Source organism: uncultured Idiomarina sp., from assembly GCF_964010655.1.
Lineage (GTDB): Bacteria > Pseudomonadota > Gammaproteobacteria > Enterobacterales > Alteromonadaceae > Idiomarina > Idiomarina baltica.
Genome location: NZ_CAXGLS010000030.1, coordinates 11,811 through 29,262, shown reverse-complemented (window position 1 = coordinate 29,262; position 17,452 = coordinate 11,811). Strand labels below are relative to the sequence as shown.

21 protein-coding genes are annotated in these 17,452 nt (G+C 46.1%); 5 read left to right on the top strand and 16 right to left on the bottom strand.

The window, feature by feature from the left end; all coding sequences use genetic code 11:
• Nucleotides 1–911, top strand: a 911-nt coding sequence (locus ABNS04_RS08580) for a DUF1329 domain-containing protein (RefSeq protein ID WP_272978384.1), incomplete at its 5' end; no start/stop codon positions are given.
• A 47-nt stretch (nt 912–958) separates the two neighbouring features.
• Here ABNS04_RS08580 and ABNS04_RS08575 read toward each other — a convergent pair.
• The 3 genes from ABNS04_RS08575 to ABNS04_RS08565 are packed head-to-tail and all read right to left on the bottom strand — an operon-like array spanning nt 959 to nt 3,397.
• The gene (locus ABNS04_RS08575; RefSeq protein ID WP_337878065.1) at nt 959–1,849 is read right to left on the bottom strand and encodes an NAD(P)-dependent oxidoreductase; all 891 of its coding nucleotides are present in this window, start codon (nt 1,847–1,849) and stop codon (nt 959–961) included.
• Between the two features lie 13 nt (nt 1,850–1,862).
• Entirely contained in the window at nt 1,863–2,639 is a 777-nt protein-coding gene (locus ABNS04_RS08570) for a methyltransferase domain-containing protein (RefSeq protein WP_272978385.1), read from the bottom strand.
• The gene (locus tag ABNS04_RS08565; protein ID WP_006955374.1) at nt 2,636–3,397 is read right to left on the bottom strand and encodes a Nif3-like dinuclear metal center hexameric protein; all 762 of its coding nucleotides are present in this window, start codon (nt 3,395–3,397) and stop codon (nt 2,636–2,638) included. Before ABNS04_RS08565 ends, ABNS04_RS08570 begins: the two co-directional genes overlap by 4 nt.
• A gap of 141 nt (nt 3,398–3,538) precedes the next feature.
• On the opposite strand from ABNS04_RS08565, the gene ABNS04_RS08560 reads away from it, so the two are divergent.
• Nucleotides 3,539–3,883, top strand: coding sequence for a hypothetical protein (locus ABNS04_RS08560; RefSeq protein WP_006955376.1), 345 nt, complete (start codon nt 3,539–3,541; stop codon nt 3,881–3,883).
• 37 nt (nt 3,884–3,920) lie between these two features.
• Here the strand turns inward: ABNS04_RS08560 and ABNS04_RS08555 are convergent, their stop codons facing one another.
• The 11 genes from ABNS04_RS08555 to ABNS04_RS08505 form a co-directional block, all read right to left on the bottom strand.
• On the bottom strand, nt 3,921–4,172 hold the full coding sequence (locus ABNS04_RS08555) for a DUF3912 family protein (RefSeq protein ID WP_272978386.1): 252 nt from the start codon (nt 4,170–4,172) through the stop codon (nt 3,921–3,923).
• A gap of 84 nt (nt 4,173–4,256) precedes the next feature.
• Nucleotides 4,257–4,808: a DUF3833 domain-containing protein gene (locus tag ABNS04_RS08550; RefSeq protein WP_272978387.1), complete on the bottom strand. Its 552-nt coding sequence runs from the start codon at nt 4,806–4,808 to the stop codon at nt 4,257–4,259.
• Nucleotides 4,786–5,328: a chalcone isomerase family protein gene (locus ABNS04_RS08545; protein WP_272978388.1), complete on the bottom strand. Its 543-nt coding sequence runs from the start codon at nt 5,326–5,328 to the stop codon at nt 4,786–4,788. The genes ABNS04_RS08550 and ABNS04_RS08545 overlap by 23 nt, the downstream gene beginning before the upstream one ends.
• The gene (locus ABNS04_RS08540) at nt 5,325–5,834 is read right to left on the bottom strand and encodes a DUF2878 domain-containing protein (RefSeq protein ID WP_006955383.1); all 510 of its coding nucleotides are present in this window, start codon (nt 5,832–5,834) and stop codon (nt 5,325–5,327) included. The genes ABNS04_RS08545 and ABNS04_RS08540 overlap by 4 nt, the downstream gene beginning before the upstream one ends.
• A 19-nt stretch (nt 5,835–5,853) precedes the next feature.
• Nucleotides 5,854–7,086, bottom strand: a complete 1,233-nt coding sequence (locus ABNS04_RS08535; protein WP_272978389.1) for a cyclopropane-fatty-acyl-phospholipid synthase family protein — start codon at nt 7,084–7,086, stop codon at nt 5,854–5,856.
• A 12-nt stretch (nt 7,087–7,098) separates the two neighbouring features.
• Nucleotides 7,099–7,836, bottom strand: coding sequence for a DUF1365 domain-containing protein (locus ABNS04_RS08530; RefSeq protein ID WP_272978390.1), 738 nt, complete (start codon nt 7,834–7,836; stop codon nt 7,099–7,101).
• The gene (locus ABNS04_RS08525) at nt 7,829–9,103 is read right to left on the bottom strand and encodes an FAD-dependent oxidoreductase (RefSeq protein WP_272978391.1); all 1,275 of its coding nucleotides are present in this window, start codon (nt 9,101–9,103) and stop codon (nt 7,829–7,831) included. The genes ABNS04_RS08530 and ABNS04_RS08525 overlap by 8 nt, the downstream gene beginning before the upstream one ends.
• Entirely contained in the window at nt 9,103–9,828 is a 726-nt protein-coding gene (locus tag ABNS04_RS08520) for an SDR family NAD(P)-dependent oxidoreductase (RefSeq protein ID WP_272978392.1), read from the bottom strand. The genes ABNS04_RS08525 and ABNS04_RS08520 overlap by 1 nt, the downstream gene beginning before the upstream one ends.
• Nucleotides 9,825–10,259 (bottom strand): nuclear transport factor 2 family protein, encoded by a 435-nt coding sequence (locus tag ABNS04_RS08515; protein ID WP_006955388.1) that lies wholly within the window; start codon nt 10,257–10,259, stop codon nt 9,825–9,827. The genes ABNS04_RS08520 and ABNS04_RS08515 overlap by 4 nt, the downstream gene beginning before the upstream one ends.
• The gene (gene phrB, locus ABNS04_RS08510; protein ID WP_272978393.1) at nt 10,252–11,658 is read right to left on the bottom strand and encodes a deoxyribodipyrimidine photo-lyase; all 1,407 of its coding nucleotides are present in this window, start codon (nt 11,656–11,658) and stop codon (nt 10,252–10,254) included. The genes ABNS04_RS08515 and phrB overlap by 8 nt, the downstream gene beginning before the upstream one ends.
• Nucleotides 11,659–11,660: 2 nt before the next feature.
• Nucleotides 11,661–12,596 (bottom strand): DUF523 and DUF1722 domain-containing protein, encoded by a 936-nt coding sequence (locus tag ABNS04_RS08505; RefSeq protein ID WP_006955390.1) that lies wholly within the window; start codon nt 12,594–12,596, stop codon nt 11,661–11,663.
• A gap of 181 nt (nt 12,597–12,777) precedes the next feature.
• Here ABNS04_RS08505 and ABNS04_RS08500 point away from each other — a divergent pair, with 181 nt between their 5' ends.
• The 3 genes from ABNS04_RS08500 (at nt 12,778) to ABNS04_RS08490 (ending at nt 14,731) form a co-directional block, all read left to right on the top strand.
• Nucleotides 12,778–13,356, top strand: coding sequence for an LON peptidase substrate-binding domain-containing protein (locus ABNS04_RS08500; protein WP_272978394.1), 579 nt, complete (start codon nt 12,778–12,780; stop codon nt 13,354–13,356).
• Nucleotides 13,357–13,437: 81 nt separating this feature from the next.
• Nucleotides 13,438–14,058, top strand: a complete 621-nt coding sequence (locus ABNS04_RS08495; protein WP_040487855.1) for a sigma-70 family RNA polymerase sigma factor — start codon at nt 13,438–13,440, stop codon at nt 14,056–14,058.
• Nucleotides 14,051–14,731, top strand: coding sequence for a ChrR family anti-sigma-E factor (locus ABNS04_RS08490; RefSeq protein WP_272978395.1), 681 nt, complete (start codon nt 14,051–14,053; stop codon nt 14,729–14,731). The genes ABNS04_RS08495 and ABNS04_RS08490 overlap by 8 nt, the downstream gene beginning before the upstream one ends.
• Nucleotides 14,732–14,764: 33 nt before the next feature.
• Here ABNS04_RS08490 and ABNS04_RS08485 read toward each other — a convergent pair whose 3' ends face one another.
• Nucleotides 14,765–15,061, bottom strand: a complete 297-nt coding sequence (locus ABNS04_RS08485; protein WP_272978396.1) for an integration host factor subunit alpha — start codon at nt 15,059–15,061, stop codon at nt 14,765–14,767.
• 3 nt (nt 15,062–15,064) lie between these two features.
• Nucleotides 15,065–17,449 (bottom strand): phenylalanine--tRNA ligase subunit beta, encoded by a 2,385-nt coding sequence (gene pheT / locus ABNS04_RS08480; protein WP_272978397.1) that lies wholly within the window; start codon nt 17,447–17,449, stop codon nt 15,065–15,067.
• Between the last annotated feature and the right edge of the window lie 3 nt (nt 17,450–17,452).

Here is a 17,452-nt window from a genome sequence, read left to right as displayed (position 1 = left end):
AAGTTACAACTATCCCATTCCCGATTCCGGAAACAGGTGTTGAAGCGGTTTGGAACCATATCACGCGCTTCCGTGGTGGTAAGGTTACCCGTAACGTCGCCCAGTTCCCAGTATTGGCAAGTGGTGATTTTGTTCCCGTTGAACTAAAAGAAACTCTAGTATTCCCAGAGTACTTGGAATCAGGTCGTGGTCCAGAAGATGACAACATCCTGTTCTATTTCTTACAAGAAGTAGAAGCGCCTGCGCGTTTAACAGGTACTGTATTGTTGGTACATGAAACCATTAACCAGGTTAAAGAAGGTCGTCGCGCGTGGATTTACAACGCCGGTCAACGCCGCGTTCGTCGTGCGCCTAACGTAGCCTATGATGGACCAGGTACAGCGGCTGATGGTCTTCGTACCTCAGACAACCTTGATATGTACAATGGTGCACCTGACAAGTATAACTGGGAGTTAAAAGGTAAGAAGGAAGTTTATATTCCTTATAACAACTTCAAAATCATGAACCCTGAATTGGACTATGATGAAATTATCCAAGCAGGTCACATGAATCAGGACCTCATCCGTTATGAAAAACATCGCGTGTGGGTTGTCGAAGGCACCCTTAAAGACGGTGAGCGCCACATCTATTCTAAGCGTACCATGTACTTAGATGAAGATACGTGGACAGCGTCTATCATTGACCATTACGATGGTCGTGGTGAATTATGGCGTGTCGGTGAAGCGCTTAATACTCAGTTCTATAATCAGGACGTGCCTTGGATGGCAGCCGAAGCATTGTACGACCTTAACTCAGGTCGCTACATCTCATTGGGCTTAGGCAATGAAGAGAGTGATTACATGGATTGGGACATTGAACCTAACCGTAATGACTTTACTACTAACGCATTGCGCCGCACGGGTTTCCGTTAAGCCGTACGCTTTGCAAGCATCAGAAAAGGAGGCATCAGCCTCCTTTTTTATTTTTCCCAATCGCCTGCTAATTTATCTAATCGTACCATCAAGCTTGAAGTGTCCCAGCGTGAGCCACCGAGGCTTTGCACTTCAGCATAGTATTGATCAATCATCGCAGTCGACGGCAGCGCAGCTCCGTGGCGATTAGCCTCTGCAATCGCAATACCCAAGTCTTTACGCATCCAGTCAACGGCAAAGCCGTGATCATATTCTTGGTCCCACATGGTTCTGTACCGGTTAACTAACTGCCAGGAACCAGCAGCGCCAGCGCCAATTGCATCGACCAATGCATCGGGGTCAAGGCCAACTTTTCGTGCCAAATGCAGACCTTCAGCGACGCCTTGAATGACGTTGGCAATACACACCTGATTAACCATTTTAGCAAGTTGACCCTTGCCGGCTTCACCCATACGAACGATTTTCTTCGCGTAGCAGTTCAATACAGGTTGCGCTTTATCAAAGGTTGCTTGTTCACCACCGACCATCGTTGTAAGAATGCCCTTCTCGGCGCCTGCTTGGCCGCCAGAAACCGGAGCATCTAAGAATTCGCCCTGATGTTGCGTAACTGCCGTATCGAGCTCACGCGCAAGATCGGCCGATGCCGTCGTATGGTCAATAACGATTGCGCCTGACTTCAACTGCGCGAGTAAGCCGTCCTCACCATAAAAAACGCTACGCACATCGTCATCATTACCCACGCATACCATCACAAAGTCTGCATCAGCCGCCGCTTGAGCGGGTGTATCGGCACGACAACCTTGATACTCATTAACCCACTGCTCGGCTTTGCTCGATGTGCGGTTATAAACGCAAACATCAAACCCTTGCTGCTGAAGATGCCCAGCCATTGGGTAGCCCATCACACCCAAACCAATAAAACTACAGCGTTGTCCCATACGTTTTCTCCCTTTACTTGTCCGGCTTGCGAATCAACCAATGTTGATAACGACCTAACTCTCGAAACGGTGATTGTTGATTATATTCCATTTCAAGATCCAACAACTCATCATAGCGTTGCTGGTGCTCGACTTCGCGCAGATAGTCATGAAAACAGCGCACGCCCGTTTTAGTATCCACCTGCAAGCCCGCCTCTGAGAGCCACTTTTCAACATCCTGCGGCCTGCGCGGCTGTTGAGGACTTAAACGGACCGTTTTTTTAACTTTTAAGCCGCGCGCTATATAGTCAAAATTACCATAGACCGCATTTGCCATTAATTGTGCATCGCGATTATAAAACATTAAGGACAAAGTTCCGCCAGGCTTAAGTAATTGAGATAAGCACTGAATTGCCTGCTCACCGTCTTCAACCCATTCGAGTACCGCGTGGCATAACACCAAACTGAACTGTTGATCAGGTAACTGCGCTGTGAGCGCTTCGAGTGGAGCCACGATGTACTGAGCTCTTCGTGTTAAACCTAATTGCTCATGATTTTGTTGTGCTTCTTCGACCATATCGGCAGCAATATCAGTGTGAATCACCGCATGCTCTTTCGTAAGAAACCACTCATTCACTTGGCCTAAGCCTGCGCCAACATCCAATATTGTTCGCTTAGGCCCATCAATGAGTGGCGCTAAGTCACGCTTCAACACGGCCATGCGCAGTCGGCCCTTGGTCGAGCCGTAAATATTTCGGGCGAACTTTTGACTGATACCCGTGAAATTGCCACGTGCTTGTTTTTTATTCATGCTGGGTTATCGATATCGACAAAGCTCACGTCGAGGTTAAATTGCTGTTCCAAATGTTCACCGAGTGCTTTGGCTCCGTAGCGTTCGGTCGCATGATGCCCAGCGGCGAAAAAGGCAATCCCCTGCTCGCGAGCACTGTGCACCGTTTGTTCTGATACCTCGCCGGTGATAAATGCATCAACACCGAGCGCGACAGCCTCGTCAATAAACCCTTGCCCACCACCTGTGCACCATGCCAACCGCCGAATAGGTTGCTGACACGGAACATAGCACGTTAAATCGCGGTTGAGCTTTTCGATCAACGCATCCGCTAACTGTTCGCTTGTGTAGGGTTGTTCAACATGACCAAGCATCAATACATTGCCAGGATCGCTCGGGTTAGCCGTACCGTCGATTGACCAATTCATTAGCTTGGCCAATTGCGCGTTATTGCCCAATGAAGGGTGGGCATCGAGCGGCAAATGATAGGCAATCAAGTTGATATCGGCTTCCAACAACGCCTTAATACGACGTTTTTTCATCCCCACAATAGGTTGATGTTCGTTTTTCCAGAAGTAACCATGATGCACTAATAAGGCATCAACGTCCGCAGCAACGGCTGCATCGACCAACGCCTGACTCGCAGTAACACCTGTCATGATACGCTTTACATGCGACTTGCCTGCCACTTGCAAACCGTTGGGGCAAAAATCCTTTATTTGACGTACTTTTAACAACTCATCTAAATAGTCAGTGAGCTGACTTACTTCAATTGTCATTTATTCACCTACTTTTACGGCGTGTTTGCAACTTATTTTACCTTAAATTAGACATAAATCCGAAAAAACGGTATAAACGGTCAGGTAGATTACTTTTTAATCGTTTCTGTTAAATTTTTATAATCGAATAGGGTTTGATTAATGAGCAAACTGGATAAAGAGAAAGTTCTTGCAGATTACACCGCAGCTTACAAGAAAGCACACGGTAAGGCGCCATCCATTGAGGCCAAAAGCGGTTGGTACAGTGTAAACGGTGGTAAAAACGTTCGTTTAGCTCAGCTTGCGGAAGAAGCGGAGTCACTTGCTGCGGGCTCAGTCACAGCGCCCGCAAAAAAAGAGAGCAAACCCAAAGCAGCGGCGTCCAAATCAGCGCCCAAAAAAGCTACCGTAAAATCCAGTGGCAAAGGCGGATTAACGGCAAAAGAGCTGTGGCAACAGAAATTGCAACAAAAATCCGGCCGCTGTCGCTTCCCTAGAGGGTCTTAAAGGAACTAAAAAACCAACCCTTCGGTTGGTTTTTTATTTATAGCACATCGGGGTTTTTACCTGCGACACGATCGATAGGGACTCGGATTTTGCGGTAGCGGTACACGATAAACTCTTCACGTTTAAAGCTAATGAGCTCATCACCAAAATCAGCCTGAGATACCATATAAGAGCCATCTTTATTTTGTTGCTTTACAATACCTAGCTTACCGCAGTGGGGACCTCTTTTTACAAAAATGGTCTGACCGTTAATGCGCGGATTATTGTAAGAAAACGTCGGTCCTGCCATAAATGACTCATACACCCTAATATTCAAAGATGCTTATTATATCGACCAGCGCCCTATTTTCTACAACCATTTCTTGTAAATGCGCTACTGCTTTCCGATATAGAGCGTAATTTCACCCACGGGCAAGCCGTATTTATACATTTGCGTGCGGTTAATCATATTGTTTTCATCAACCAGGTACATCCAATCATCCAACGAGAGCGCCATCATTTCGCCATCGACTTCAACCTGTAACACGTATTCCCAGTTAAGTGCATTACCCGCTGTGGTACCAACAGCGACACCTTCAACATCCGATGCTCGCCCCTCGTAAGTATTGGGACCCGTTTTTGTGAGCTTCCAAATACGTTCCTGTGTGCGACCGTCCGCGTAGGTGAATTGCTCGTCAAGTGTGCCTTGGTTACCATCCCAAGAGCCTTGCATTTGCACGGTAAAACGCTGAATGACCTTACCAGAGTAATCTTGCACGACACCATGAGCGACCAAATCGCCCTTAAAAAACTCCTCTAACTGTAACTTCGGTAGCTCACCTTGATACTCTTCTATCGCTGTTGAACACGCCGAAAGCGATAACAAGGCAACCACTGCCAATAGCCATTGAGATACACGCTTATTACTGTTTTCCAACCAGCTCATCTCTTTCCTCCTCAAAACGCGACCCAGGTGATAACCAAATCGCTAAAAATTGTTCAGTAAACTGACTCGAGTTAATCACACCCAAGCTTTTATCGCCTTGATAAAATGCCGCATAACCCTCTTTGGTCTCTTTCAATAAGATACAGTCATCTTCTTTGATATCAGGCCACATTTCCGAAAGCTTATCTAACCACTGCGACTGTTCCTGACTATTGAAGCCAAGTTTCTCCCACTCTTCTGACGTGGTTTCCACCAACTCCTTTGCTTCAATATCACGTAAGTAGCGCAACAATAGGGCTTTGCGTTGCTGCTTGCGTTGCGACCAGTCAAAATCGCCATCTGTCGTATAAAGGAAGGCATCGTAAACGTCCCAAAACAGCACACGGAGACGTGTTTGACCAACTTCTTTATATTCATCAGCCAATGGCTTCTTACATTCATCGATAGATTGTGCGCCGACAGCCGTGCTCAGCCCAGCACATACTAAGGCACTTGCTAAAGCTAATGACTTGGTTTTCATAGAACTAACCTCTCATTTGGACTGGCTCGCATAGCACGACAGAAAAACAACATAAAGAGTCCCCACACAACCGCGTAGACGAGTAACGTAAAGAATAGCGATTCAGCCGTCCCCGCACCGAACCCTAATCCAACATAGTAAGTAAACGGGCCAGAAACTGCGCCTAATAAGGCTGCAACGAACGGCATCTTAACGAGCCAATCCAATGCGACCGGTGCCATCGCAGCAAATCCGACCCATAACAACGCCAACCACAACGGAAAAACCGAGCCCACAAAGTCAATCGCACCGAGGCTAATGGCTATCGCCTCGAGTAATAAGCCCACAGCTAACAGTTGTGCCATTTTCTTAACGGGTATTTCAGCAATCCAGTAGCTATAGGCAAATTGGGCGATGGCCAGCACAATAGTCAGCCATAGGTAATCACTCCGTCCTGCAACTGCACTTAACCACAATAAGTTAAACAGTACGAAGCTAACGATCTTGTGTTGTAGCGAAGTTGACAAAGGTCTCCTTGGAGGCGCCTTATGACGTTTTGGATGCAGTGACTTGTACTACAGATACGGTCTTTTCTAAAAATCCGCCTTCGCAATAGCCAAAATAATAATTCCACAAGCGCGAAAATCGAGCATCGTAACCAAACTGCTCTAGTTCACCGGCACGACCATTAAACCGATCACGCCAAGCCGCTAATGTCTTGGCATAACTCTCACCAAAATCTCGCACATCGCGAACCACCAACGATGTTTCTTTCTTAAATAAATCGGTCATTAGAGAGAGCGATGGTAAAAAGCCACCGGGGAAAATATGTTTCTGTATGAAGTCGACCGAGCGGGAATAACTCGCGTAACGTTGGTCAGCAATCGTAATCGCCTGAATACACATCAGTCCATTCTGCTTTAGGCGATCATTACAAACTTGGAAAAAACCAGGCAAATAACGCTTACCGACCGCTTCGATCATTTCGACCGATACCAATTTATCGTACTGACCGGTGAGGTCGCGATAGTCTTCTTTCAACAGTGTGATACGGTCTTCCAGTCCGAGCGATTTGATACGCTCCGCTACATATTGATACTGCTCTTCTGAAATCGTTGTAGTCGTCACTTGACAGCCATAATTCTGCGCAGCAAAAATTGCTAAGCCACCCCAGCCAGTGCCTATTTCTAAGAGGTGATCCCTCGGCTTCAACTCCAATTTCCGACACAGACGATCCATTTTATTCAATTGCGCTTGTTCAAGTGTCTCGTTGCCTTGTAAGAACAGAGCACTCGAGTACTGCATATTTGTGTCTAAAAAGCGGGTGTACAGCTCATTACCTAAATCATAGTGTGCCGAAATATTCTTCTTAGCTTGCGCCTTGTGATTTCGGTTGGCCCAATGACGGTATTTATTAATTGGAAAGGTGAGCCAAGCGACTTTTCGCTCCAATTTATCAAGCGCGTCCATATTGCGAGCAAATACCTGGATCACTGCCGTTAAATTTGGTGTTTCCCACGCTTTATCAATAAAGAGTTCAGCCGCGCCAATACTGCCACCGGTCAACAAGCGCACATAAAATTTAGCGTCTAATACATTTATCTCAGCGCATAAGTCTGAAGACTTATCTCCATAATGACCGACCAGTTTGCCTTGTTCTTTAACAATCAACTGGCCTTCGCCTAAATGAGCAAGCAACGCCTGCGTCATACGTTTTGCTGCTTTATCTATCCAGCCGTAAGTCAGCGGTGCTTGCATTACAGTTTCGCCTTGAGACATCGATCGTACCCTTTATCTAGTCTTACTTTTTTTTGTTTTAGGATGGTCGTATATGGGAATGCGCTTGATGAACAACTTTAACGCTTGCCAATAAATTCCACCGATTATTCTTAGCGCCATAAACGGCACAGTTTTTATTACGTGTTTTATTGATTTACGGTTTAACTCACTTCTAGACAACTTCATGCCTGCGATAAACTCAGCCCTTTCGCGGCAAGCTTTTATGGTTACCGACAACTTATCAGTTGGTGGCTCGATATACCATCGATAACGCATATCCATCGGGTTGAAAGGAGAAACATGGAATGCCTTTTCGTGCTCAGGCACGGTTTCGGCCAAGTCAACAAGGTAATAGTGCCTCTCCAGCCAAGGTGTATTGCTGACCTCAGCGAGCACGTGGGTAAAGTGCTCACCCTGCTGCAGAAAATATAGGTTGAGAGGAGAGAAATAAATACCAAAGGTTCGCAGATTACCGACAAACCAGATTCGACCGCTAAGCGCTCGCGAATTGAGCTGGTTCATTTTTTCAAGCACAGCGGTTTTTAGGTCCCCTGTTGAGCCCCGTAGGTAATCATTACGTCTGAACCACAGCGGCGCAAAGCCTCGGGTACTGAGCCAGCGGCTTTGCTGGTTTACCTCGTCAAGCTCGTCTAGGCACACGCACCACTGCATAAACCGATAGTTAAACTGATGATGTTTTGGGGTTCGACGTTCATGAAAAACTTGCCCCCAATAGATACCGCTATCCATTATCTACATTAAGCTCCGGCGCAATCATATTAACCACGTCTATGGCACTGTGTACACCGTCTTCATGGAAGCCGCTGTACCAGTAAGCACCACAAAAATAGGTGTTGCGATGACCATTGATCAGGTCTCTATCTTTGCGGGCAGCCATTGAGGTTGTGCTGTATTGAGGGTGTGCATAAAACAGTTTTTTAATCACCTTGTCCGGATCAACAGCCTCACTATTATTGAGCGTAACAAGGTAGTGCGCTTGCGTCTTTAAACCCTGCAAAATATTCATGCTGTAGGTCACTGAACTTGGTTCGCGCTGCGCCGACTCACCGACCCTTAAACGATAATTCCAGCTTGCCCAGGCGGCCTTTCGAAGCGGCAACAGAGCACGGTCGGTCTGCAATACAACCTCATTTAGTTTATAGGGGATGCTACCCAAAATGCGCTTTTCGGCATCATTAGCGTCGGCTAGCAGTGCCAATGCTTGGTCGCTGTGACAAGCAAACACAACACGATCGAAGTGCTCAACATGACCATCTAAGAAGGTTAACGATGCGCCATTCTCGGTGCGTCGGACTTCACTAATATCTTGAGACAAACGAATACGGTCACTAAATTTAGCGGTTAATTTGGGAATGTAAGCGCTAGAACCACCTTCAATCGTATGCCACTGGGGTCGATTGCTGATGTCCAACAGACCATGGTTTAAGAAAAAGCGCAAGAAAAAGCCTAATGGAAACTGGTAGGCATCTTTAATACTCGATGACCAAATCGCGGAGATCATCGGTAGCAAATAATAATGCGCGACTTGCTCATCTAAATCCAGCGAATCGATGAACTCACCCAAGGTTATATGGTCGTTATCGCTATTCTCTTGTGCAGCCTTTTTTGCCGCTTCGTTAAACGTAACAATACCTTTAAGTAATCTATAAAACTTGGGTCGAAACAAGTTACGTTTTTGGGCAAACAAAGTAAGTAAAGTATGTCCGTTATACTCAAGACCTGACTCTGGATCTTGCACACTAAAGCTCATTTCAGTGTCCCGCCACGTCACACCCACTTCAGTCATTAGACGTTTGAAACGCGGATAGGTTCGGTCATTAAACACGATAAAGCCCGTATCGACACCAACAGGGCCTTTCTCATCATTGACCTCAATGGTATTTGTATGACCGCCGATATAATCGTTTTTTTCGAATACCGTCACCTCATGGTGGTCAGTTAAGTAATATGCCGTTGTTAAGCCTGCAATACCACTTCCTACAACTGCTATTTGCATTAATTTCCCTTCGACATACGTTTACTGAGCGCTACTTGCCACGCTTGAGGCAGAATAGACATGGTTTTTAACATCAATGTAAAAATGGTAGGAAAACCGATATCTCGTTTGTTCTTGTCGATACCTTTGCGGATACACTGAGAGGCATAATCGACAGAAACTCGCATCGGCATTTCAAAATCGTTAGCATCGGTCATCGGGGTTTTAACAAACCCAGGTGAAATCGAGAGCACCCGAATACCTTTAGGGGCAAGATCCACTTCGAGTGAGCGACTAATATAATGAATCGCTGCTTTTGATCCGCCATAGGCTTGAGCCCGCGTAAATGGCAATAGTCGTGCAAGACTACCTACCAACACTAATTTCGAACCTGGCTGAAGCGTCCGCAACAAACCTTGCACGCAATTCATTGTGCCTTGCACATTAACGGTAAATACCCGTTCAAAGAGCTCTGCGTCAAATGATTCAATATCCAAGTATTCACAGACACCCGCACTCAAAATGGCAACATCGATTTGATTGATTGATCCCAAAAGCTCAATTGTTTTATCGCGATCAACCGTGTCGAATTGTAACGTTTCGACATAGTCAGGGAACTCGTCTGCCAATTTTTTCAGCGCATCGGCGTTGCGCCCGCAAGCGATCACGTTATGACCCTCGCAGGCATAGTCTGCAACGAGTTGTTGACCAATCCCACTGGTAGCACCGGTGATGAGTACTTTCATGATGACACCAGCCTCTGTTTGATCTTATCAATAACAAACCCGACCAACGGTACATGCTCGTATAACATGGCACCCAAATCATAGTGGTCTTCTTGTAATCTTATTTTTTCGTCTTCAAACTGAACATGTGAAACACCTGGCAGAATGATTTCACGACCGTTGGCGAGCTTTGGATGCGAAAATCGCATTTGCCAACTCAAGTAGGCCTGCTTATCACCAATGACTTCGTCTTCAAACGTAAAATGACAATACTCTACGTTTTCCATGGTGTGCTCAAAATAGTTGCGCAAGTCATCTCGGCCCACGACTTGGTGAATGGGATCATTAAACGCAACATCGTCATGATATATCGAGTCTAAATCATCGAGTTGATCCGTCGAAAATTCCTCGTAAAAGCTCTTAAGCTTTTCCACTAACTCTTTGTTATCCATTTTTCACCTGCTTAAACGTCGATAAAAATCGCTCACGCGCCTCGCTATGATCGACTATCGGAGACACGTACCCCGTTTTATGCTGTTTCAAATACGAATGTGGCCAATGAATATGTTTACTCGGTACATCCGCTAGTTCTTTTATCCAAGTACGAATGTAGATTCCGTCGGGATCAAACTTCTCACTCTGCCGGACAGGATTAAAAACCCGAAAATAAGGGACCGCATCAGTACCAACCGATGCACTCCATTGCCAGCCGCCGTTGTTAGCTGGAAAGCTGCCGTCCACAAGGTTACGCATAAAGTACTGCTCTCCTTTGCGCCAGTCGATCAGTAGATCTTTGACTAAAAAATTAGCCACGATCATACGTAAACGATTATGCATCCATCCGGTCTCATTGAGCTGTCGCATGCCGGCATCGACGATAGGAAAGCCTGTGCGCCCGTCACACCAAGCTTGAAAATCTTCTTCAGCGTCTCGCCAAGGTAACCCTTGGGTTTCTGTCTGATAGTTCTCTCCTCGACTTAATCGCGGTTCATGAAACATGAGGTGCTGATAAAACTCTCGCCACGCAACTTCTGTTAGCCAAGTGTCTGCGCCGGGCTCGAGCCCATACGGAAACTCTGGTGACAATGACGAGAGTGCGCGCGCTACAGTTTTCGGTGCAATCGCTCCCATTTCAAAATATGCAGACATCATCGAGGTACCATCAACGGAGGGTTGATCGCGACGCGCTTTGTAGTCGTCAACCTGATGTTCAATAAATTGACCCAGTTTACCCATAATGGCTTGTCGTCCGACCGGGTAGGTTTGACTATTTTTACGCTCTAACGGACACTGCGGTAGCTCGGTACTGCTCGCTACGGTATTTTCAACGCGCCAAGACTCTGGGGTCCAATCACTGATTTTAGCAACCTCAGTACGCCAAGCTCGGTTAAATGGCGTGAATACTTTGTAGTAGCCGCCCTGTTTTGTTTCCACAGCCTCTGGCGGCACGAGTAAGTTACCGTCAAATAATTGAAACTCGATATTACGCTGCTCAAAGCATGCCCTGGCTTGCTTATCACGCTCTATCTCATCCAGTGGATACTCTCTATTTGCGTATACCGTATTGACTTTATGTTTCTCACAGAAATCGGCAATCGTTGCGCCACTTTGGCTAAATCGATCGATTGTAAAAATCGAAAAACCAATTCCTTTGTCAGCGAGCTCCTGCTTAAACTCTGCTAAATGACGCCACCATAAATCGACTTTAATGGGCGCCCAGTCATGCGCCTGCCAAGTACGCTGGGGTACTAAAAATAACGCATAAACGTGTTTGTGATTAAGACAGGCTGCATCGAGCGCCGGATTGTCTACCGTTCTCAAGTCACTTCTAAACCAAACAACTGCCGCCATAGTTATAGTCCATATCTTAATTTTAAATCTTCAGGGTATGGTGTGACATACCACTGTTCGGCTAGATATTCATTGGGAAACTCGCGTAAGTAATGACGAATAAGCGTCAAGGGAGCCATAAGCGGTAACGTACCATCGTGATAGTCGAGTATTAGTTGACTTAATTCGTGCTTCTGTTCTTTATCTAAATGCTGCTTGAAGTAACCTTGAATATGCTGCAATACATTCGTGTGGTTACGCCTTGAAGCCGGCTTACTAAGCGCGTTCATAACTTGTAAGATGTAACGTTGGCAGAAGCCCTCATCAATTGATTTTGCTTCACCGACCTCGCGCCCCAGGGCGCGATATTCGGCTTGGTTGTGAGCCATCAAAATCAATTTAGACTGTGTGTGAAATTTTAATAATGCCGACTTACTCAACGGATGCGGCAAGGATTTCCAGCGACCGTATAAAAATACACGCAAGATAAAGTTTTCTCGTAAGTGAGGGTCATTCAGACGACCATCTTCCTCAAGCGGTAGTGCAGGTTCCAATTCATGCAATCGCTCGGCAAACAAGCCCATCGCCTCTTTGCGCGCGCTGCCGGTTTTCGGATCGTAGAGTTTTACCCGCTCCATACCGCAACTGGGTGACTTCGCGCACAACACGTAACCCGATAGATCCTTAAGTTTTGGTTGAACTCGGTCTGCAAAACTTTTCAATGAATCGGTTACGTCTTCACCGGTTTTAGGAATGACAGCGCGTATCTGCTGATCGTGAAACTCAAGCCTAATGGTGGGTCGAGGCACTGGTAAACCAATGCCCACTTCCGGGCAAAACTTGACAAATTCTACGTGTTTGGCAAGTTCATTTTCACAAAAAGGTGAACGCTTATGTCCACCATCGAAACGCACTTCGTCACCCAACAAACAGGCACTTATTCCAACTTTTAGACGCATCAAAACTCCGTTTATTTACAAGCTTATAATACATTATATATATTGTTGCATCGGTGTTGCCATCTACCATAACGGACTTACAGCAAAAAAGGTTTGCTTAAGTTATACAAATTTAGATCCAAGCTGAATAAGCATGCGTAAAGCATGTTAAATCAAACCAAATTCAGGATAGTTGTATCGTATGGAAAAAGTGCAGCGTTTACCCTTATTTCCCTTGACGGCGCATGTCATGCCGAATGGGAAGCTTAAATTGCGCATCTTCGAACAACGCTACACACGACTGGTTAAACATTGCATGGCAAGCCAAAGCGAGTTTGTGGTGTGCATGTTTGACCCGGGTATCGACAAATATGATGCTGACTATATTCTGCCCTTTGGCACCGCAGTCACTATTGTTGACTTTGAAATGCTCAACGATGGCTTTCTGGGTATTACTGTACAAGGTGAACGTCGAGTTCATATAAAACATCACGAATTCGAGGAGGATGGTCTTCGAGTCGGTGACGTCGAAGCGCTGCCTTTTTGGCAGCCGACACCGATTACGGATGAGGTTGCCGTGCTTAGAGAACGTCTTGAAGAAATTTATGGTGTTTATCCAGAACTCGGGGATTTGTATGATGAAAAACCGTTTGAACAACTCGACTGGGTGTGTCAACGTTGGCTCGAAATTTTACCACTCGACGTTCACACCAAACAAGAGTTAATTAAATCGCAATCAAGTGAGCAAGTTGCTGATTATCTGCTAAACTTGGTTACGTAACTTTTTTGAGATCGACTGATCCAAACTTAAACTTGTTCTCGTAGTTAGATATACCAACTAACAACAATAGCAGGTCTAGTTATGCAAACGGTGACATCTCATACTTCACAACGGGGAGTTATGACCACATCCCAGCAGGACACTGCAGAAAAAGCTGCGCAACTTTTGGCTCAAATTGCTGAAACGCGTAGCCGTCAAGCGTTCAGTGAATTGTTCTCACACTTTGCGCCTAAGTTGCAAGCTTATGGAACGCGTCAGTTTGGTAACGAACAAACTGCGATGGATCTTGTGCAAGAAACAATGACTAACGTATGGCACAAGGCTCATCTATTTAAGGCCGATAAAGGTTCTCCCTCAACGTGGATCTTCACAATCGCGCGTAATATTCGATTCGACTTATTGAGAAAGAATAAAAAACGCAAAGATGATATAAGTGCAGATGAACTTTGGCCGATTTTGGCTGAACAGAATGATAACCTAGATGACGATTACGCGTTGGATCAAGACATTCTGTTGCAAGAGATTTCTCACTACTACGGTCAGTTGCCAGATGCGCAACGTATCGTGGTAGAAAAAATATATGTCGAGGGTAAGTCGCAACAAGAAGTTTCCGACTCTCTTGGAATTCCATTGGGCACGGTTAAGTCTCGTACGCGCCTTGCATTAAAGAAATTGAAAGAGTTAATAGTTGAGCATGATTAAGTCACATCCCTCTGAAGCAATTTTGTATCAGTACGCTTCAGGCGACCTTAGTGCGTCAATGACATTAGTTGTTGGTACACATATTGATATGTGCCCTATTTGCAAGCGAACAGTTTGTGAAATAGAGGAAGGTTTATGTAACAAGCATTTGGATAGCCTTGTTGAGACGATTTGTGCCCCCTCTAAAGGTGCCATGTCGAAAACTCAATGCGACCAAATGTTAGAAGCGATTTTTAACTCTCAGGCTAAACCAGCGGCTCAACGCGAAGACTTAATTAGCCTTGAGGGTCGTCGCTTTAATTTACCGACGACTTTGGCGCACAACGCTCATCGTATCGGAGAATGGACTCACTTAGTGGGTAAGCTATGGAGAGCACCAGTTGCTTTGTCCGATGATGGGCAGACCAACTTAATTTACATGGAACCTGGTGCGCAAGTACCGGAACATACTCACAAAGGGCAAGAAGCCACACTGGTGATTGATGGCGTATTCAATGATGAGCACGATGCTTATTATGACGGTGATTTCATCTTGTTGGATGCGGATCGTAAGCATACCCCTCGCACTGCGACGGAAGACTGCTTAACGCTCGCGACACTCGATGCGCCGTTATTCTTTACGTCGGGTATTAGTCGCCTGCTCAATCCATTTAGTAGTTTATTTTTTCGCTAACGTTTTAAGCATAACGTAATAACAAAGCCCGAGCTAATGCTCGGGCTTTGTGTTTTCTACGCGGCTTTTGAACTTTTGACCGGGTTTAAAGCTCACCACTCGGCGAGCTGAAATAGGAATATCCTCACCCGTTTTTGGATTCCGGCCTGGGCGCTGATTCTTTGTTCGAAGTTCAAAGTTACCAAAGCCTGATAACTTGACCATTTCCCCCGACTCTAAAACAGAACGTATTTCTTCAAAAAACGCCTCTACTAAATCCTTAGCGTCTTGCTTACTTACACCGTACTTGTCAAAAAGTACCTCAGCGAGTTCTGCTTTAGTCAGCGCCATATCCTAATCCCTCAAGGTTGCATCAAACTCCGACTGTAACGTCGATACTAGCTTTTCCATAATGCCGTTTATTTCGGTTTCTTCAAGTGTCTTTTCGTTATCTTGAAGTGTGACAGAAAGAGCTAAGCTACGCTTACCTTCTGGCAAGTTATCGCCTTGGTACACGTCAAATAAGTTTAGGTCAATCAACTGATTAACGCCAATGTTCTTCAACGTAGTTAACACTTCACCCGCCGCGATACGCTCATCTAAAACAACCGCTAAGTCTCGGCGGATACTCGGAAACCGCGACACGGGTTGAGCCGATGGAATACTACGTTGGTTAATCGCATCAAGTTGCAATTCGAACACAAACGCGCGTTGATTAAGACCGAATGTCTTCTCAAACTTAGGATGTAAGGCGCCCATATAGCCAATGCACCGCTCACCACGGTATATCGCTGCCGATTGCCCTGGATGCAGAGCGCTGTGTTCGCTCGCTACAAAACGAACATCATTGACGCCCGTTTTTTTCAACAAGGCTTCGACATCACCTTTTACATCATAGAAGTCGACGCCACGGTCTTCCGCCGACCAATGTTCGCCATAGGCCTTACCTGAACGCACGCCAGCAAACATCGGTTGCTGCACCACACCATTTTCAGCCGCTTCATCAGGGATAAAACGTAAGCCTGTTTCGACAAAAGCTAACACTGATTGCTGACGCTTTTGGTTATGCGCTAGCGCATTCAATAGACCTGGCCACAAGCTTAACCGCATTGATGACATGTCCACCGAAATAGGATGGGGTAATGTTAACGATGCACTTTCATCAAATAACGCCGCTTGATGTTTCGGATCGACGAAGCTATACGTAATTGCTTCTTGATAGCCCCGCTCGATCATCGCATCCACTAAGCGATGTGTGCTGATCAGTGATTCCTGTTGTGGGCGCATACGTAATTGTGCAGCAGGCGCAGCTGCCTGAATATTGTTATACCCAAATACGCGTGCGACTTCTTCGATAAGGTCTTCTTCAATAGCAATATCAAATCGATAAGTCGGCACTTTGACCAACCACTCGCCTGTCTCCACTTTGACGTCAAAGCCTAGACGCTCGAGAATTTCAGTCACGCGAGCAGTTTCAATATCAATTCCTAATACACTCGCGAGCCGTGCTGCACGTAGTGTCACCTCAGCTGGCTTAGGTAGATGCTCGTCTGACTTCGCTTCGACGATAGGACCCGCCTCGCCACCACAAATTTCAATCAATAACTGTGTTGCGCGCTCCATGGCTTGACGTTGCAATTCGGGGTCAACACCGCGCTCATAACGATGAGACGCATCCGTGTGTAAACCAAAACGGCGTGCTTTACCTAAAATCGCATCAGGTGCAAAAAACGCGCTTTCGAGGAATATATCTTTGCTTTCTCGTGTTACACCACTGTCGAGACCACCGTAAACGCCCGCCATAGCCAATGCCTGCGTGTCATCAGCAATAACTAGCACATCGTCATCGAGCTTCACTTCTTGCTCATCCAATAAAGTTAAGGTCTCACCTTTATTGGCATAGCGCACATGCACATCGCCTTGAACGCGCTCGAGGTCGAATGCGTGCATCGGATGGCCGAGCTCCAACAATACATAGTTGGTGATATCAACCACAGGATCAATGCTACGTATACCACTGCGACGTAGTTTCTCACTCATCCACAACGGTGTTTGTTGCTTAACATCGACATTTTTTACTACGCGCCCCAAGTAACGAGGACACCCAACCGGTGCATCTAAATGAATCGCCTTAGTCTCTTCGAGGGTTACTGCAACCGCGTCTACTGTCGGCTCGGACACATCAATGTTATTCAGTACACCGACCTCACGTGCTATGCCACGAATACTCAGGCAGTCACCGCGGTTGGGTGTTAAATCGATATCAATAGTTAAGTCATCCAGACCCAAATACTCGCGGTAATCTTTGCCGATGGGTGCGTCTGAAGGTAGCTCAATGATACCGTCGTGGTCATCAATTAGACCCAGCTCTTTAAACGAGCACAACATACCATGCGATGGATGTCCGCGCAGCTTTGCCTTCTTAATTTTGAAGTCACCCGGTAATACCGCGCCAACCTTAGCGACCACAACCATTAAATTCTTACGGCAGTTTGGGGCACCGCAAACGATATCAAGTAATTCATCCTCACCCACATCGACTTTAGTGACCTGCAACTTATCAGCGTCTGGATGAGGACCACATTCAACGACTTTACCAACGACAACAGTATGAAAGTCTGCTGCAACCGGCTCTAAGCCATCAACCTCAAGGCCAGCCATACTGAGTTGCTCACTCAGTGCTTCACTAGAAATGTCTGGATTGACCCAACTTCTTAGCCAATTTTCACTAAATTTCATGTT

Excerpts from the sequence above, each read along its gene's own strand:
- ABNS04_RS08575 (WP_337878065.1), bottom strand. The coding sequence starts at position 1,849 with ATGGGACAACGCTGTAGTTTTATTGGTTTGGGTGTGATGGGCTACCCA.
- ABNS04_RS08570 (WP_272978385.1), bottom strand. The coding sequence starts at position 2,639 with ATGAATAAAAAACAAGCACGTGGCAATTTCACGGGTATCAGTCAAAAG.
- ABNS04_RS08565 (WP_006955374.1), bottom strand. The coding sequence starts at position 3,397 with ATGACAATTGAAGTAAGTCAGCTCACTGACTATTTAGATGAGTTGTTA.
- ABNS04_RS08560 (WP_006955376.1), top strand. The coding sequence starts at position 3,539 with ATGAGCAAACTGGATAAAGAGAAAGTTCTTGCAGATTACACCGCAGCT.
- ABNS04_RS08555 (WP_272978386.1), bottom strand. The coding sequence starts at position 4,172 with ATGGCAGGACCGACGTTTTCTTACAATAATCCGCGCATTAACGGTCAG.
- ABNS04_RS08550 (WP_272978387.1), bottom strand. The coding sequence starts at position 4,808 with ATGAGCTGGTTGGAAAACAGTAATAAGCGTGTATCTCAATGGCTATTG.
- ABNS04_RS08545 (WP_272978388.1), bottom strand. The coding sequence starts at position 5,328 with ATGAAAACCAAGTCATTAGCTTTAGCAAGTGCCTTAGTATGTGCTGGG.
- ABNS04_RS08535 (WP_272978389.1), bottom strand. The coding sequence starts at position 7,086 with ATGTCTCAAGGCGAAACTGTAATGCAAGCACCGCTGACTTACGGCTGG.
- ABNS04_RS08530 (WP_272978390.1), bottom strand. The coding sequence starts at position 7,836 with ATGGATAGCGGTATCTATTGGGGGCAAGTTTTTCATGAACGTCGAACC.
- ABNS04_RS08525 (WP_272978391.1), bottom strand. The coding sequence starts at position 9,103 with ATGCAAATAGCAGTTGTAGGAAGTGGTATTGCAGGCTTAACAACGGCA.
- ABNS04_RS08520 (WP_272978392.1), bottom strand. The coding sequence starts at position 9,828 with ATGAAAGTACTCATCACCGGTGCTACCAGTGGGATTGGTCAACAACTC.
- ABNS04_RS08515 (WP_006955388.1), bottom strand. The coding sequence starts at position 10,259 with ATGGATAACAAAGAGTTAGTGGAAAAGCTTAAGAGCTTTTACGAGGAA.
- phrB (WP_272978393.1), bottom strand. The coding sequence starts at position 11,658 with ATGGCGGCAGTTGTTTGGTTTAGAAGTGACTTGAGAACGGTAGACAAT.
- ABNS04_RS08505 (WP_006955390.1), bottom strand. The coding sequence starts at position 12,596 with ATGCGTCTAAAAGTTGGAATAAGTGCCTGTTTGTTGGGTGACGAAGTG.
- ABNS04_RS08500 (WP_272978394.1), top strand. The coding sequence starts at position 12,778 with ATGGAAAAAGTGCAGCGTTTACCCTTATTTCCCTTGACGGCGCATGTC.
- ABNS04_RS08495 (WP_040487855.1), top strand. The coding sequence starts at position 13,438 with ATGCAAACGGTGACATCTCATACTTCACAACGGGGAGTTATGACCACA.
- ABNS04_RS08490 (WP_272978395.1), top strand. The coding sequence starts at position 14,051 with ATGATTAAGTCACATCCCTCTGAAGCAATTTTGTATCAGTACGCTTCA.
- ABNS04_RS08485 (WP_272978396.1), bottom strand. The coding sequence starts at position 15,061 with ATGGCGCTGACTAAAGCAGAACTCGCTGAGGTACTTTTTGACAAGTAC.
- pheT (WP_272978397.1), bottom strand. The coding sequence starts at position 17,449 with ATGAAATTTAGTGAAAATTGGCTAAGAAGTTGGGTCAATCCAGACATT.